This window comes from Aporhodopirellula aestuarii (genome assembly GCF_023701485.1).
Classification (GTDB): domain Bacteria; phylum Planctomycetota; class Planctomycetia; order Pirellulales; family Pirellulaceae; genus Rhodopirellula; species Rhodopirellula aestuarii.
This window is the reverse complement of record NZ_JAMQBK010000018.1, coordinates 13,119-29,486: the sequence shown is the minus strand read 5'-3', so window position 1 is coordinate 29,486 and position 16,368 is coordinate 13,119. Positions and strand designations below refer to the sequence as shown.

Sequence of the window (16,368 nt, the reverse complement as noted above, 5' to 3'; positions counted from 1 at the left end):
GAGGCTGACTTCTCGCGGTGGGCGTCTATTGTGAGCATGAAAGACTGGCTGTCTTTGGCACTAGGCATCTCACGCGGTGCCTAACAGTCGCCGCGTTGCCTCGGTGATGTTGGGTTGCCTCATCAACGACTCACCCACCAAGATGCCTTTGACGCCGCCCGCTTTGAGATGCAAGACGTCGTCGTGGGTGCGGATGCCGCTCTCACCCACGATCAGGCGGTCCGACGGGATGTCCTTCGCCAAACGGATGGTGTGTTCCAGGTCGGTGTGGAATGTTCTCAAATCACGGTTATTGATCCCGACGAGACGGGTGTTTGTGGCCAGGACCGCGGCGAGGTTTTGGGGTTCATACAGCTCGATCAGCGTTTGTAGTCCGAGCCGTGATGCTTGTTCGTCGAGCGTGATTAATTCGGATGGCGTGAGACATTCCGCGATTAACAAGACCGCGTCGGCACCGGCGACGCGTGCCTGCAGCAATTGGTATTCGTCGACGATAAAATCCTTACGCAAGATCGGTAGATCGACGCTTTTGCGGACGGCCCGCAAGTAGTCCAGCGAACCTTGGAAAAACGGTTCGTCCGTCAGCACGCTGATGCACGCGGCTCCGCCCGCTTCGTACGCCCGGGCGATGGTAGGCGGATCGAAGTCTTCGCGAATCAGTCCTGCCGAGGGGCTCGCCCGTTTCACTTCGGCGATCAGACGTACCTCATGGCCTGCCGCCAATGCGGCGTGGAAATCGCGACACGGAGGGAGTGACGCGACCGCATCCGCGAGTTGCTGTTGGGGGACGAGTTGTCGATCTCGTTCGATCGTGGCCCGCGTTTTGACAAGAATATCGTCGAGAATCGTCACCGCGAAAAAACCTGATAGCTGATGTCTGGAGGCCGGTGTCTGGAATCCGGGAAAACGAGGATGGTACCAAGCCGAGGAGCCTCCTCAAAGCCGCTCACAACCGGACCGCGGCGCTGATCGATTGCGTCGTGGATTGACGCGATGGAGGCCGACTCAAATTCGACGGATACACGCTCAAAACCACCTTCGCCGCCTCGTCTGGCAGAGAGGGGGCGAGCGGGCGGAGCGGGATGAGCGGGATGAGCGTGTTGCTGGGCAACGCGGGGCCGATTGGATCTGGATCACCGCCGACCAGCGGACGATTGCTGCATCTGTGTCTGAAAAATTGAAAAAAAGCCTGTAATATGTCCGGAAGCGTGTCAGGAATCCTATGTTAAAGGTATCCGCTCAGATGCGATGCGACGGCGCAGCTGCCTTGGCAGTACAGGTGGAACTCCATTTCATTGGCTTTCGAAATGCAAAATCAACCATCAAATCATCACCGTTCTGATCACCGCAACTCGGCGTGGCGTCTGGGATTGCTGTTGCCGTTATTACTCGGGTTGGCGTTTTCCGACCACGTCCGAGCTGAGTCCATGCATGCGTTGGTGATCGGCAACGGCGCCTATCACAACGGAGCGTTGTCGAACCCAGCCAATGATGCGAGGTTGATGGACAAAACGCTTCGGGACCTAGGGTTTGCGGTGACGACCCGAATCGACCAAACCCAGCAGCAAATGGACCAGGAAATCGCGGAGTTCTGTCGACGGGTTCCCAAGAATGGGCTCGCCCTATTCTTCTTCGCCGGTCACGGTTTACAGATCAACGGTGAAAACTACTTGGTTCCCATCGATGCGAACATTCATGACGCCGCGGCGGTGAAATACAAAACCGTTTCTCAAAACTTTGTCATCGATTCGCTCGATGCGTCGGCGAGCAATATGAACGTGATCGTACTGGATTGTTGTCGTGACAATCCGTTTGAGCGAGCTTGGAAACGAAGTATCAAGGGCCGTGGTCTGGCTCCTATAAGCGTCATTCCCGAAGGAACGTTGATCGCATACGCCACCGCACCAGGACAAACCGCGTTGGATGGCGCGGGGACCAATTCGCCTTACACCGCGGAATTAGCGAAAGCGTTTTCGGAACGTCCTGCCTCGGGGCTGTTGTTGCGAGATGTCTTTTTCACCGCCAGTGCGGCAGTCAAGAAAGCAACCGGACAACGTCCGTGGCTGAATCTCGATGCTTCGTTGGATGCCTTTTATCTGCGTCAGCCCAATAACCTCGCTTCACGAGAAGAGATGGAGCAGGCGGCGATTCGGTTAGAATCAATGGGGACAAGCAGCAATTTCGAGTCATCGGGCGTCCCATCGCCGGTTGTTAGCGCGAATGCGACGTCCAATCCGATCGGGGCTTCGTCGCCCGGCGCGATGGGCAGAGATGCCACCAACGACAACGCGATTGAGTCGACCAGCCATGCCCCGCAGAGTCAGTCGTTGATGCGTCAAGCCAATACATGGCTTTACGAAGGCGATTATGAATTAGCAATTGATGCGTTCTCCGCGTTGATAAGTGATTCGAGTCTCTCCGAAGACCAACGGCGACAAGTTCGCAGGAGTCGTGGGGTCGCCTATCTGGGAAGACGCTCCGATCGAGACATCGAACGTGCCATCGTGGATTACAAAGCAGCGGGATCCAAAGGGATTCACATGTCGGTCATCGCAGACGAGGCGGCGTTGAAGGTTGGGACGGAAGTCAAGGCGACCGTTCGAAAAAATCAGATCGCTTTGGTGACTTTGTCCAAGGGGGATTGGTTGTGGGTGGAAGCCGTCCAAGACAACAGCCAGATTCAAGGGTGGGTACAAAAATCGGTGTTTACAAAATCGACAGCGCCGTCAACGCCCGTCGTGTCCTCGACTCAAGCGGTGGCGGCTGACGGGACCAAACCTGCCACCTCCACCGGCACGTCCTCGGTGGTTTCGAACACGTCGTCGCCGGTTCAGAGTTTCTCGACTCAGAGTTTCCCAGTTCAGTCCGGTACCTCAGGCATGCCGGTGACCAGTAGCCACGGTGTGGTGCAGTCGGTTCCGATCAATGGAACGAGCCAATTTTCATCCTCGTCGCAGTTCCACCAACCGCAGCAATTCCAATCGACGCAGCGGGTTCAGTCGAGTCAGTTCCGACAACCGCAGACGCAGTCGTCATCACGCGGTTTCCAGAGCAATCTGTTCTCAAATTCGAACCAAGGAAACTCTTCGCGGTCGTCATCAGTGCCGAGTGGCGGTGATAGCTTCACCAAGAGATATTTTCAGAAGAACGGTCGGGCGCCGAGCATTTGGGAAACACCGAGATGGGAATCTCCTAGCGAGATTCGTCGACTCCGGGCTCAAGGATTGGTTCGGTAATAGCTCACGCTTTGCCTCCGCCAGCGTCTGACTCCCACCGGTGTGTCTCTTACTCGACCGGTGTCTCACGCGAGCGGTATCTACGCGACTGGTATCTACGCGACTGGGCGGGCCGGTCCTCATGTGGTGAAATTCCGAGCGGAGTGTGACCCGATCGGACGTGGGTCGCCTTCCGAGCCGGGCAAAAGGAATCGTCGTGGATCGGCACGATGACGGGCCGAGACGTTCTTTGGACATCTGTATCTCATGACGTGATGCGGCGCGCGGACGCAAAAACACTGCGTGTCGTGTTGCCGACGATCCACTCAGGAGTCTCGAGTTACAAGAAAGAGATCGCTGTGAGCCAAACACTCAACTCGACCGCCACGATTGAACCGCAGGATTGGGTTGAACACTACGGCGATGGACTGTATCGATATGCCATGTCACGGTTACGCGACGTCGATGCCGCTGAAGAAGTGGTCCAGCAGACTTTTGTGGCCGGGTTGGAACACATCGATCAATTTGCCGGATCAGGGTCTCAGCAGGGTTGGTTGATGGGAATTTTGAAACGGAAAATCATCGATTTTGTCCGTTCCCGCAATCGGGCATCGCAGCCGGAAGATTTGGATGCGGCAGCCACGCTGACAGAGTTCTTTGATCGCAAAGGCAACTGGACCCGAAACGCTCGCGAAATCTTGTTGCAACCACTCGACGCCGTCGAGACGGCTGAGTTCTGGCCGATTTTCGAGAAATGCCTCAGCACACTTCCCAACCGACAATCAGGGGCGTTTGTGATGCGAGAGATCGACAGTTTGGAATCCGTCCAAATCTGTAAGGAACTCGAGATCAGCCCGTCTAACTTGTGGGTGTTGCTGCACCGCGCTCGGCTGCGGCTGGCCACCTGTATCAAAATGCGGTGGCTGCAAGAGAAAGAATAGAGAAAAGCGTTCTCATGCGTTCATGTCACGAAATCACAATGCTGGTGTCGCAATCACTTGAACGTCCGTTGCCACTACGGACGCGAATGGCGGTGTGGATGCATCTTCGGATGTGCCGGCTCTGCGCCGCATTTCGCCGTGACCAGCATACGCTGCACAAGCGGATTTGCAGCGATAAGGATCTCGCAGCCCGCGTCTCGTCCACACGCATGCAGACCACCCGTGTTGGCGTGAACGAAATGTCACACCTGTCTCCGGAAGCGAAACAAAGAATAAAAATTTACATCGCAGGCCGGCTGCGATAATCGCTTGTTTTTCGCATCCATTGGCTAGGTGGTCCGTGGGCTTTGGCTTCTCCTATGTGGCGGAGTGTTTCCCGGCTTCGACATCCTCAGCAGAGAACCGATGGAACGGTCGGCGGCAGAACTCTGCTGCCGTAGTTTTCCACCAACAGATCAACGAATGATCCCGTGCAGGTGGCATCCAATCATCCGACAAGACGGAGGTCTGTGTGTTGGAAATCTGCATCGTTTCGCATCATCGCTGCCGATCGGTCCAACGCGTCCTTTTGGAACTGGTATCGGCGGGGCGTGAATTCTCCAAACGGGTGTTCCGCGCTTCGGATGCGACCCCAATAAGCGATGAACCCTTGCTCAGTGTTCGGCGCAAGAGACATTGCTATTGTTGTGATCCAACGGACGATCCGAGTCTGCTCGTCGCGAGTCCTCCGGTAGCAGAAATATTTTGCATTGCGGCTGCATGTGACGGTGCAATCCAACGTATCGAACAAAAAGTCGCTGGCGAATCAGTCATCGAACTTGGTGAGGGGACAGAACACCCGATGGAAGCGTCCGTCGAATCCTCACACATGCAGACGAACTCATGGTTTGGCCGTCCGCATGACTTTTCCGACCAATACAAGGATGCTGTGTGGCTACACAAATTTGGTGTTTAGAAGACAACGATCTATTCTCTCACTTGGATGCCGATGAGTTGGAGAGGTTAGAGGCGTGCTGTCGCATGCGTACGTTCGGCGCCCGCAGCCCGATCTATTTACCCGGCGAACCGGCCGAGAGCGTATTTCTATTGGTGGAAGGATTGATCAAGGTTTGCAACCTGACTGGTGACGGTAAACAGTCGATTTTGGCATACGTCGAGCCGGGCGAAGTATTTGGCGAACTCGCGATGTTCGATGGGGAGCAACGTGAAGAGTATGTTGAATCCGTCGACGAAACGACGGTTGTTGTAATCCCGGCGAGCGAGTTGCAGAAGCTGATGGTATCGAGCCACGATCTTTCTATCGCGATGACCAAAATGGTCTGTCTGCGGCGGCATCGAATCGAACGGCGATTGAAAAACCTCTTGTTCCTGTCCAATCGCGAGCGACTCATGCATCTCTTGCTCGACCTCTCGGAACAGTTTGGTGTCGAAGACCCCGATGGCATCCGCTTGAGAATCAAACTGGCTCATCAGGAGATTGCAAACCTGATGGGAAGCACACGCGAAGCCGTGACGATTCTCTTGGGCCATTTCAAGGCTGAGGGGTTAATCAGTATTGATCGTCGTCAAATTGTTTTGACGGATGTGGAGCGATTGGCGGCGTTCGTAAATCGCAAAGTCGCCTTACACGTGGCCTGACTCGTTGCTCGCGGTTGCAGCATTCAACCGCCATCGACGGTACAGGTGGACCGCAATGAGGCATCCAAACCAAGGTGCGAATTCGATCCAGGTAACCACAGAATCGAAGAACGCGGTCCCGGTGTATCGCGATCCCAGCACGGCAGTCGTCGGGAAATGATAGCCGAGCCAGAACCTTAAGTAGTAAACCAATACGAGTCCGCTCATAGCGAGCCACACGCGGCTCTTCGCGAACGGTAGGAATGGCAATGTCCACGTCCAATACCAAGGGTTTTGCGTCGGACAGAGGAGCCAAAACCACGCTAGCGTCAAGAACACGCTTGCGCCGAGCACAGATATCGGGTCACACGTCTGGTCGGCAGGGTTCGCAGCCTTCCATGCAATGGAAAACGATATCAATAGGAAGATCAGTCCGGTAACGAAACGCGTTATTAAGTAGGGGGCTTGCTCGACCGGAACATTCATTCTGCTGGCGACGTTTTCGATAATCGTTGTGCGAAATGATTCGGGCATGACCGAGTACCATGCGAGATCGTGAGGGGGCTGGCCGGCTTCAGGTTTGAGATTTTCGTTGACGAGTGCAAACAGAAAATCGTTCATTTCCCACCGCTGCAAGAATGTCACTACACCGCGACTCGGATCCGCATCCGGATTTCGATTGTGGCTCAACGGTATCAGAAGAACGGTCGCGGTTGCCGCGAAAAGAATGGCAGGCATTAACACCGCACGCATACCGTCTCGTCGATAAACCATCGTGGCAAAAAGTGGAACCAGCACCACGGGATAAAGCTTTGCCCCCACGCCGAGTGCCAATACAAATGCGGCGGCGGCTTTCCCTAATCGCGAAGCGTGGCCACGGGGAGCTTGGAGGCTGCGAGCAAACATGTAAACGGCGAGCGTCGTCAAGAATACGGCAATCGCATCCAAGTGACCGCTGTTGGCAACCTCTTTCATGATCAGAGGGCACCACGCATAGCTGATACACAGAGCAACCGGTCGCTTGCACAGACGAAGTATTTGGATCACGAGAATCAATGTGGCGAGATCAAACGCGATCAGGACCGCTTTGATGATCAAGACACGCGTTAGCAGCGACGCCGAGTTGGGAGTGAGTAAGCTGACTGCGGCAAAGACCGCTTGGCTGGTCGGCGGATAGATCGTCGGCAATTCGGGAAAATGCACATGATCGAGAATCTCCGCCAGCGGCGGTTCGCGGTGCAGCAACGCAACGAGACGGGCCAGTTCCGCATTCTCTGTCGGTGATTCAACAGCGTTGCGGACGTCTTCCGGGCTAAACGTGAACGGACTCACGCCCTCGGCACCCACCGCGCCGTCCCAGAGGTATCGATACAGGTCGACCTCTTGGATCGGAAGCGAAAACAGCATCACGACGCGGAAAATCACCGCCGCACCCATGATCAGTTTCAGCGTGTGTGAGTTTGCGGGGCCACGCATGATCGTCAGGCTTGCGAAGACGTAAGCGATGAAAGCGGCGGCGAACAATATCAAGACGAGAACGATTGGTCGATCAACACCGGCGGAGTCCAATTCGAATCGCCAGCTCAGCCACGCGATGATTCCGTAGAACAGCGTCGAAATGATTGCGATTCCCGCGAGACGCTTGGTGACTGCAGAATTCGCGGTTAAGTTCCGGCGAACATCACCGGTCCGTGACGTGTGTTCTCGCAATGAACCATGATTTGGGTGTTCGTTGCTCAAAATGTTCTTCTACGCAGCCCGTATTTGGCAACGGTGTAGAGAATTTTCGACCCCGCTTTGATCGTCCCGCTCACCGTTCCGCTGATCTTGCTCGTGCCGACGCGATTGCGATAAGGGACAGGGATCTCCATCGCGCGAAGACCTAATTGAGCTGCTTTGATCTGCATCTCAATCGTCCAGCCAAAATTTTGGTCGGCCATCTCTAGATCACAAAGCCGATCATATTTGATCGCACGGAACGGTCCCAAGTCCGTGTAGCGAACTCGAAATAGCAACCGCATCAGAAAGCAAGCCAACATGTTGCCGTACACGCTCTGCGGTGGCATCGCACCCTTTTCTCTTTCGCCGAGTAGTCTTGAACCGAGAACAAAGTCCATCTCTCCGCGGATAATTGGCGCGATCAACGTCGGCAATCGATCGGGATGATCGCTGTAGTCGGCATCCAGAAAAACGACGATCTCGGGCGGGGTGTCTCCTTCTTCGATGCTTCGTCGAATCACCGACAAGCCCCGCAAGCAGGCCGACCCGTAGCCACGCTGGGTTTCGCTGACGACGTCCGCACCTTCCGCCGTGGCAATGTCGGCAGTGTTATCGGTCGATCCATTGTCAACCACAATGACTCGGCCGACAGGCGGCAGATCCGCCAGCACCATCGGCAGCGACAGCTCCTCATTTAACGCTGGAATGATAACGGCCACCGAACCGAAGTGGGGTGGAGTGATTTCCTCATGAGCGATGCGAGTTTGGGAAGCCATTGCGTTAACTGCAGTCATGGGAAGTCTCGGACGGTCGCGATCACTGTTCATCGGAACCCCCTTTGTTCCCATCCGGTTCAACGACGATCTCTCGCTAAGGTACTCAGTTGATCAGTGCTGAGTTAATCAGGGTCGGGCATCGGTCATGAATACGGTCACTCAAACTTAGTTGGGCCGAGAGGGTGTCGCCGCGGTCGCTTGATCGTTCAGCCTCCAATCATAAGCGAGATACGAAAGCGAAGGGGAAGACGATACGGTCATTGCCGCATCGTACGCTTCGCGGGTCGGTAGATACGGGGCGATCGTGCGAAGCAAGGCGGCGTCATCGCGTCCGAAATCTTCCCCGAACCAATCAAGAATCGATGACAAGTGAAAGGTTTGGCGTGCCGGATTGTAGCGAAAGTTGCCGGAGTTGGCGAAGAAGGCCTTGGTATTCGATGTCAGTTGGAATTCGAGCTTATCGGCCGTGTAGGCTTCCGCCATTAAGCGAGGGCAGCTTCTTGAAGCACAAACGATAGCGAAGTGTATCCGTGGTTCGCCCAGTTTTCGCAATAACTGGTGCTCGATCTGGTCGAGTGAATACGGCTCGCCGCCAACCGTCAACAGCAGATCTTTCCAAATGTTGTAGCCGAAAAGCTTCGCGGTATGGTTGCGAATGCTTGTGGTGGGGTACTCGCGAAGGATGCCACGAATCGTGACCGCATTGTACGCGTTGATCCAAAATGCTAATCGCGCCGCGTCGCTTGTTTGGCTTTGAGGGGCCGCCGCAGAAAGCTGTGCGAGATATCGGTCGAGGGTTTGCACATCGGCGGCGGACGATTGCCAAGCGGTGTAGTTGACGTTTCCGTTGGCATCCACATATCGCTTGAGCAGCGTGTTCCAATCTTGATGATCGATTTGGTCCATCGACAACCGTTGCGACTCAGGGACGTTCTGTCCCAAATGCACTTTGGTGCCGCCCAGACAAGGAGTTGCTGACCAAATTGCTAAGAGTGCGGGTAGGACAGTGAGGGCGATCGGCGTGTTAGAAAGCAATTTCATTGGGGCGTGACTCCGTTCGGGTGATGAACCGTATTCGCGAGTCGAGTTGCGAGTTGTCCTGTACCCGGACGACTGGCGTAACCTTCGCGACGTTCTCCCCACAATGGTGATTGACATCACGTGTCCGCCATGACGTGTGCTGGGAATGCCAAGTGATGCCGTGCGATTGAAACGGCGGACTGGCGACCGAGACGGGTATCTCTCAACTGTCAAGCGTTCATCGCTTAGCGGATCACTTCACCGTCCGATTTCCATTAGATGACATTGCTATGAATAAAACTCAACTGTTTTCTCTTTCCGGATTAACACTCGCGGCGGTCACAATCGCCGGTTGTAGCAACGGGAATATGGTTGCCTCGCGTGTTTCACAGACCCCTGTCATGCAATCGCCTCCGGGCGAACCGCATCCGCAATCAATTCCTGCCGAAGATATCGAGATTGTGGGGGTCGATACGCCACCGGTTATCCCTGATGAGTTAAATGAGACGTGGGTGAGTTCCATTTCGCAGACCAGGCCATTGGCCACGTCACTCATCACGCTGTCCGCGGACGATGACTTGATGGCAAAGGTCGACAGTGCGTCCGGCCCCGTCTTGCTGGATTTCTACGCCGATTGGTGTGGCCCATGTCAGGTGCAGGGAAAAATTTTGGAAGACATGGAAAATGTCGCAACTGAACACCAAACGCTCATGATCAAGATCAACGTGGATGAGCATCCTGGGATCGCCCGTGAATTGCAGGTGAAAGGAATCCCGACGTTGATCATGGTCAAGGACGGTCGGGTCGTGCACCGACAGTCAGGCGTTGCCGATCGAAGCGAATTGGTTACTTGGATGCAATGATTTCCGTTCTTGAACGACAAACTCTCACCGCGCCCACGTCATTTTTGTAAGGAATTGGAGGAGGCCGCGTCTACTTTGCGGGGACATCAAACTGACGGGGGTAAAGATCATGGCACGCGTGTGCTACGACTGCTAGGCTTCCCATAACTCCAACAAGATCCCACCCGTAAATCAATGGCATGTGAAATGGAAAACACGGATCAAGCCCTCAGCGGTCAAGGCCATGAAGCAACGCATATAACCCGCGGTGCGGGGGAGCCGCAGCCTGAGAAAGTGCTTTCTGAAAGAGTGGTCACGGTGGTTCGTGGCGTGTCCGTTTTATTGATCTTGGCCGCGATTCTGACGATCTTTCGTTCGCTTCCGTTTGATCAGGTGATGGCTGCCATGAAAAACTGGATCGCGGAGCTGGGATTTTGGGGGCCCGTTGTTCTGACGCTGATGTATGTCGTAGCGACGGTGTTGTTCGTCCCCGGAACGATCTTGACGCTGGTGGCGGGGGCGATCTTTGGGCTAGGAATCGGCATGGTGATCGTTTCGATCGGATCGACGATCGGCGCATCGCTCGCATTCTTGATCGCCCGTTATGGAGCTCGCGACCGTGTCGCTCAGATGGCCCAGGGGAACCGACACTTCGGTGCGATCGATCGTGCGATTGGTGAAGGTGGTTGGAAAATTGTCGCTCTGTTGCGTCTTTCTCCAGCACTCCCTTTCAACTTGCAGAACTATCTTTATGGGCTCACACCGGTGCCGTTTTGGCCATATGTATTGACGAGTTGGATTGCGATGATGCCGGGGACATTCCTGTACGTTTACCTCGGTCACGTGACCGGCGCTGCGATTGGTGCTGATCGCGAACGATCGATTGCGGAATGGGCAATGTTGGGTGTCGGTTTACTGGCGACAGTCGTTGTGACGGTTTATGTCACACGGTTGGCGAACCGGAAATTGAAAGAGCAAGTCGACGAACCGGCTGAAATTGGTGTCTCGTCCAATAGTGATGAGTCGGCCGGTTGCGATGAATCGCCTGACGAAGAGCTCGCAACGAGCCAATCGAAGTCCGAGACCAGCATCGGTAGCACGATACGACTGGCGGCAATTGCCATCGTGTTGGTCGGCGTGGCGGCGTATGTTCGAATTCACGCCAGCGAGATTGAAAGATCCTTGGCCGGCATGTTTGGACCGCCATCGGTGCAGATGACTGAAGCGTATGTAACAAACCCGTCAGGGACTTCGGTTGATCACTCGGCATTGGATGGTCTTCTTCATACCCATGTTGATGACGCGGGGTGGGTAGACTACGCCGGTATGAAAACGCGTGAGCGTGAACTTGATGCGTATCTTGACGCGATCTCTCACGTGTCGTTCGAAAAAATCGGGCGTGACGAAAAATTGGCGTTGTTGATCAACGGGTACAACGCCGCGACGCTGAAACTGATCCTGGAGAACTGGCCCGTCGATTCCATCAAGGACATTCCGGAGTCGCAGCGTTGGGATGCCGAGCGTTGGATTATCGGTGGCAACACGTGGAGTCTGAACCAAATCGAACACGAGCAGATTCGCCCCAACTTTGCTGAGCCGCGGATTCATTTTGCATTAGTATGCGCGGCGGTTGGTTGTCCGCCGTTGAGGAACGAGGCCTATCAGGGCGAACAAATTGACGAGCAATTGCAGCAACAAACTGAATATGTTCATCGTCACGCAACCTGGTTTCAATTTGAAAGCGATGAGACACGTCTGCGACTCACTCAATTGTACAAGTGGTATCGTGGCGATTTTGAACAGGCGGACGGGAGCATGACGAAGTTCGCGGCGAAATACTCCTCGGAATTACGCAAGGCGTTGGGTGCGGGCCAGTCGCCGACACCAGATTGGTTGCCGTACGACTGGCAACTCAACGCAATCAAAAACAAACAGCCGCGATAGCAGCACGCGAAAATCACTTCTAACATTGCACTCCGCGTTTTGTATTGCTGAGAGTGCAGTGGAATCACCAATTAAAACCAACAACCTCGCCAAACGATGTCAAACTTGATCCAACTTCAACCGCAGGACGAGCACAATCGCGAACTCGAAGCGAACGTGCACCCGCCAACGTGGGCGAATCCGACGTCTAGCGATCCTTATCATCTCGTTGTGATCGGCGCCGGCACCGCAGGATTGGTCGCCGCAGCCGGTGCGGCAGGTTTGGGCGCGCGTGTTGCGTTGATCGAACGCGATCTAATGGGAGGAGACTGCTTGAACGTCGGATGTGTGCCGTCCAAAGGCGTCATCAGTTCGGCGCGAGTCGCCGGGGCGATCAAGAACGCGAGCGAGTTTTCAGTTCATGTTCCCGAAGGTGTCGAAGTCGATTTCGCGGGCGTGATGTCACGGATGAGAAGATTACGGGCAAAGATCAGTCGCAACGATGCCGCGACGAGGTTTCGTGAACTGGGCGTCGATGTTTATTTCGGGCAAGCGAGTTTTGTTGACTCGGAAACGATTGATGTCGCCGGATCGATGCTGGAATTTAAACGTGCCGTGATCGTTACCGGAGCACGAGCATCAGCACCACCGATCGACGGTCTCAACGACGTGAAATTTCTCACCAACGAATCGGTCTTTTCGCTTACCGAGCTTCCAAAACGCTTGGGGATCATCGGTGCGGGGCCAATCGGTTGTGAAATGGCACAATCGTTCGCACAACTGGGATCGGAAGTCTTTCTCGTGGAATCCGAACACGGGATTTTGACGAAGGAGGACCGGTCGGCGGCTGACGTCGTGCAGAAGGCAATGGAGCGGGCAGGAGTGAAGCTGTTGTGTTGCGGTCGAAATTTGCAAATCAAGAACGAAGGCGGCATTCGATTGACGCTCGACTCACACGGCAAGGCTTACGACGAGCCCGTGGATCAACTCTTGGTTGCAGTCGGACGCGCGCCGAATGTCGAGAAGCTGAACTTGGAAGGCGTCGGGGTCGACTTCGACAAAAAAGGTGTGAAGGTCAATGACAACTTACAAACGACGAATCCGCGGATTTACGCAGCGGGAGATATCTGCTCACAGTATCAGTTCACTCACGCTGCGGACTTCATGGCGCGGATCGTTATTCAGAACGCGCTGTACGCGGTTGGGCCGTTCGGAAAAAAAAAGATGAGCGACCTAGTCATCCCCTGGGCGACCTACACCACGCCCGAAATCGCTCACGTCGGAATGTATGAAGGGGATGCGAAAGAGGCGGGGATCGAAATCGACACTTACGTTCAGCAGTTCAACGAAGTGGACCGAGCAATTTTGGAAGGGCAAGACGAGGGCTTCGTCAAAATACATACCAAGAAGGGAACCGATAAGATTGTCGGTGCCACTATCGTTGCCGAAAACGCGGGTGACATGATTTCCGAAATCACGGTCGCGATGACGCATGGGCTTGGATTATCCCAAATCGGTAGCGCGATTCATCCCTATCCCACTCAGGCCGAAGCGATCCGCAAGCTCGGTGACCAATTCAATCGAACCCGTTTGACCCCGCTGAGCAAGAAGATGCTTGGTTTGTTGCAGCGGATCAACGTGGGTAGGTGACCCAACGAGGAGTCGTCATTGTCGTCTGCCACTGCAAAAAAAGGCAATGAAAAAGTGGCATCGCTATCGATAGCGATGTCTTTGCGAAACATCCATCTGTAGTTGAAAGTCGCGTTCTTGTGTGACTAAAAACGACTGACACCCGGCCTGTCGCCTTAAAGGAGATTGGTGCCGAAAAATCGACGATTGGAACAAGCGTGATCTGTCCGACACGCAACGCGTTGCCGTTTGTGTTGGTGACGTTCACGCCAAGGGCGCGGGCTGACGGCAATGCCTATAGAACGCAGTGTTTATTGGGTCTGATGGGAACTCTTGATTGTTAATCAGGATCGTTTCCCCGTTACTGTTCGCGCGTTGGATCGCACAAAAAAGCCCTGGAAAGTTTGACGCTTTCCAGGGCTCGATGAGAATCAGAGTCGAGTTGTCGAGGTTAGAACTCTTCGTCGATTACCTCTCTGGAAGCTCGTGTGCCAAGGCTACCCCACAATCCGAAGGGGCTCCCTTCGCCCACGCCGAACTCGCTTACGTAGGCACCGTTATTTGCTTTCACGGCATAGTAAGGTGTGCTGGAAGTCTGTGTTCCCGCGTCGATGGAGTCGGTAACGAACTTCACCGCGCCATCGCCCATCAGCACGTGGGCCCCGCCGACGTGGCGGCTGCTCACTGACATGGGACCACCCTCGATGCTGATATAGGCCATGTTGCAGGCTGGCGCGTTTGGCGGCGTCACGGTGAAGAAACCCGTGAACATGGGACCGCAGTCCGCCCAGCGGAAACCGCGTCGGTTACCGGCGGCAGTCGTATTGTTGATCAAACTATTGACGCCGTTGTTTCGCGGTATTGTGGAGTCCCAAAACATGGGCCGAGCGTCGTCGATCGCAGCATTTTGGGTGCATACGGTTGGATCGAAAACTGCGGATCCGGAACTAGGACCATTGGTAGAACCACCGGTCACTCGAAGCAAGTCGCCACGTGTATCAAGGTCACCGAGGTCGGTGATGATTTCCCCGCCCATGATGGTGTTAGACAATCCGTCGAGCACATCTCGGAATCTCATCTTGTTACGCGGGACATAGATTCCGCGATGAGTTCCCCGTTGCCGCTCGGCATGCGTTTGCCACTCATGCCCGTTGGCCGCGGGGTTGGCACGCTCGATGCCGAAATAGCCATCTCCCATGCATGCTGCGTAGTTCGTACGGCCGATTGCAGGAAGCCCGACGCCTGGATCGCTGGGGCACCGAAAGGCTGCGACTTCGGTTGCCCAAGGCACGTAAGCGTCTTGGAAACCGGGGTTGGGCCCCATCGGACTCCAAGAACCCGTCATCGTTGTGTCATCTTCGATCGTGAAGACGTTCTCATTGAGTGGGTTGGAAATCTGCTCCCACAACGCTTGTTGTTCGATGAAGGGGGTTAACCCGACCAAGTAGCTGAGGCGTAGACGGTTGTATCCACCACCAGTGTTGATGTTGCCGTTCCCATCGGTGTAGGCAGCCGCGCCACTCGTTCGGCTCGCAGTAGTCAACGTTGTGCCACCACCTTGTACCGGCAATTGGTTGTACGTGGCGTGGTAGTTATGGGTAGCAAGACCAATTTGTTTGAAGTTGTTCGAGCAGCTCATTCGTCGCGCTGCCTCGCGTGCGGCTTGCACCGCAGGCAGCAAGAGACCAACAAGTACTCCAATAATCGCGATCACCACGAGCAGTTCCACTAACGTGAAACCACGTTCTAGTTTTTGTCTAGACACAATTCACTCTCTTGAAATTGGAAGTCGAATCGAAATGAGCAATGTTGCTCTTCGTGACGCGAACGTTCGACTTGCTGCTCTAGCGACCGTACAACTCGTGGGGCGAAGTACGAAGTTTGAATGACACTCGGGTCGTCGCTCAACGTCTGCAAAGGAATATATGTGTGTCCCATATACGGCTATTGGGCGAATTGGTCACGATCACACGCAGATGCGCACAATGGAGAGGAGTGCGGCGTTAGGGCCAAGAATTGCTGTTTAGCGGCTGCGAAAGTTCCCTAGGTTGGCCCCGTTTCGTCGCCTTTTTGGGGGAGGAGTTGCGAGCTTGTTTGCCTCACGGTGCGCCGGAGGCGTTCAATGCCACCTTGGGAGGTGTTTACGGCGCAGCATCCTGCTGATGACAGTGGCGTGTTAAATAAAAGAATTTTGGAGAAAAAATAAAGGCGGCAAACCGATCGCATGAACTTCTTGTCACGCATGGGGACTATGAACGCGTACTCAAAATTGGTGGACGGGAACTGCACATCGAAAAGCCGCCTACCTTCGAGCTGTTCGGAATCCGCATCGAGAGTGCTGAATGACAACACCTCGTTGGATTACCCAGTTGAGAGGCTCGGTGGGTGAGGCGTCGCGATGATTCTTTTTCGCTTCGACCCCGGTGGCGACGAGATTGCATGCGAGTTCCAACGGACGCATTCGTCTAAGACGCAATTCCATTTGTGAAGCGAATGGAGAACATGCGTGAGGGGTGCATGCGCTCGAATGACATGTGATTGAAACAGGATCGTCTTTACTGCGTGGTTGACGCTGTCTCTGTTGTTGGTGCCAACAATCCGTATTGACAGGCCGGGGTTTTCAGCACAGCGATACATTCGGATTTCTGGCCTGGCGGATCGTTAATCATTCTACAAACGGAAGAGC

At 54.7% G+C, this 16,368-nt stretch carries 12 protein-coding genes; 7 read left to right on the top strand and 5 right to left on the bottom strand.

The window, feature by feature from the left end:
* Positions 1-69: 69 nt before the first annotated feature.
* A complete protein-coding gene (gene trpC, locus NB063_RS06175; protein WP_250927881.1) occupies positions 70-852 on the bottom strand; it encodes an indole-3-glycerol phosphate synthase TrpC in 783 nt (260 codons plus the stop codon).
* Between the two features lie 455 nt (positions 853-1,307).
* Between trpC and NB063_RS06170 the strand changes: the two genes are divergently transcribed.
* The 4 genes from NB063_RS06170 to NB063_RS06160 all read left to right on the top strand — a co-directional run bounded on the left by NB063_RS06170 (position 1,308) and on the right by NB063_RS06160 (position 5,794).
* The gene (locus NB063_RS06170) at positions 1,308-3,236 is read left to right on the top strand and encodes a caspase family protein (protein WP_250927880.1); all 1,929 of its coding nucleotides are present in this window, start codon (positions 1,308-1,310) and stop codon (positions 3,234-3,236) included.
* 209 nt (positions 3,237-3,445) lie between these two features.
* Positions 3,446-4,156 (top strand): sigma-70 family RNA polymerase sigma factor, encoded by a 711-nt coding sequence (locus NB063_RS06165; RefSeq protein ID WP_250927879.1) that lies wholly within the window; start codon positions 3,446-3,448, stop codon positions 4,154-4,156.
* Between the two features lie 14 nt (positions 4,157-4,170).
* Positions 4,171-4,461 (top strand): anti-sigma factor family protein, encoded by a 291-nt coding sequence (locus NB063_RS32740; RefSeq protein ID WP_456061985.1) that lies wholly within the window; start codon positions 4,171-4,173, stop codon positions 4,459-4,461.
* Between the two features lie 625 nt (positions 4,462-5,086).
* Entirely contained in the window at positions 5,087-5,794 is a 708-nt protein-coding gene (locus NB063_RS06160; RefSeq protein ID WP_250927878.1) for a Crp/Fnr family transcriptional regulator, read from the top strand.
* On the opposite strand, the gene NB063_RS06155 is transcribed toward NB063_RS06160, so the two are convergent.
* From NB063_RS06155 to NB063_RS06145, 3 genes are all read right to left on the bottom strand, one after another.
* Entirely contained in the window at positions 5,780-7,513 is a 1,734-nt protein-coding gene (locus tag NB063_RS06155) for a hypothetical protein (protein WP_250927877.1), read from the bottom strand. The genes NB063_RS06160 and NB063_RS06155 overlap by 15 nt on opposite strands.
* Complete coding sequence (locus NB063_RS06150) at positions 7,510-8,286, bottom strand: glycosyltransferase family 2 protein (RefSeq protein ID WP_250927876.1); 777 nt, start codon at positions 8,284-8,286, stop codon at positions 7,510-7,512. The genes NB063_RS06155 and NB063_RS06150 overlap by 4 nt, the downstream gene beginning before the upstream one ends.
* 147 nt (positions 8,287-8,433) lie before the next feature.
* Positions 8,434-9,309, bottom strand: a complete 876-nt coding sequence (locus NB063_RS06145) for a DUF547 domain-containing protein (RefSeq protein ID WP_250927875.1) — start codon at positions 9,307-9,309, stop codon at positions 8,434-8,436.
* A gap of 269 nt (positions 9,310-9,578) precedes the next feature.
* Between NB063_RS06145 and NB063_RS06140 the strand changes: the two genes are divergently transcribed.
* The 3 genes from NB063_RS06140 to NB063_RS06130 all read left to right on the top strand — a co-directional run bounded on the left by NB063_RS06140 (position 9,579) and on the right by NB063_RS06130 (position 13,703).
* A complete protein-coding gene (locus NB063_RS06140) occupies positions 9,579-10,151 on the top strand; it encodes a thioredoxin family protein (protein ID WP_250927874.1) in 573 nt (190 codons plus the stop codon).
* 186 nt (positions 10,152-10,337) lie between these two features.
* Complete coding sequence (locus tag NB063_RS06135; protein WP_250927873.1) at positions 10,338-12,074, top strand: VTT domain-containing protein; 1,737 nt, start codon at positions 10,338-10,340, stop codon at positions 12,072-12,074.
* A gap of 96 nt (positions 12,075-12,170) precedes the next feature.
* Positions 12,171-13,703: a mercuric reductase gene (locus NB063_RS06130; protein ID WP_407652557.1), complete on the top strand. Its 1,533-nt coding sequence runs from the start codon at positions 12,171-12,173 to the stop codon at positions 13,701-13,703.
* 430 nt (positions 13,704-14,133) lie between these two features.
* On the opposite strand, the gene NB063_RS06125 is transcribed toward NB063_RS06130, so the two are convergent.
* Positions 14,134-15,447: a DUF1559 family PulG-like putative transporter gene (locus NB063_RS06125; protein WP_250927872.1), complete on the bottom strand. Its 1,314-nt coding sequence runs from the start codon at positions 15,445-15,447 to the stop codon at positions 14,134-14,136.
* Between the last annotated feature and the right edge of the window lie 921 nt (positions 15,448-16,368).

Excerpts from the sequence above, each read along its gene's own strand:
- NB063_RS06170 (WP_250927880.1), top strand. The coding sequence starts at position 1,308 with ATGCAAAATCAACCATCAAATCATCACCGTTCTGATCACCGCAACTCG.
- NB063_RS06165 (WP_250927879.1), top strand. The coding sequence starts at position 3,446 with ATGACGGGCCGAGACGTTCTTTGGACATCTGTATCTCATGACGTGATG.
- NB063_RS32740 (WP_456061985.1), top strand. The coding sequence starts at position 4,171 with ATGCGTTCATGTCACGAAATCACAATGCTGGTGTCGCAATCACTTGAA.
- NB063_RS06150 (WP_250927876.1), bottom strand. The coding sequence starts at position 8,286 with ATGACTGCAGTTAACGCAATGGCTTCCCAAACTCGCATCGCTCATGAG.
- NB063_RS06145 (WP_250927875.1), bottom strand. The coding sequence starts at position 9,309 with ATGAAATTGCTTTCTAACACGCCGATCGCCCTCACTGTCCTACCCGCA.
- NB063_RS06140 (WP_250927874.1), top strand. The coding sequence starts at position 9,579 with ATGAATAAAACTCAACTGTTTTCTCTTTCCGGATTAACACTCGCGGCG.
- NB063_RS06135 (WP_250927873.1), top strand. The coding sequence starts at position 10,338 with ATGGAAAACACGGATCAAGCCCTCAGCGGTCAAGGCCATGAAGCAACG.
- NB063_RS06130 (WP_407652557.1), top strand. The coding sequence starts at position 12,171 with ATGTCAAACTTGATCCAACTTCAACCGCAGGACGAGCACAATCGCGAA.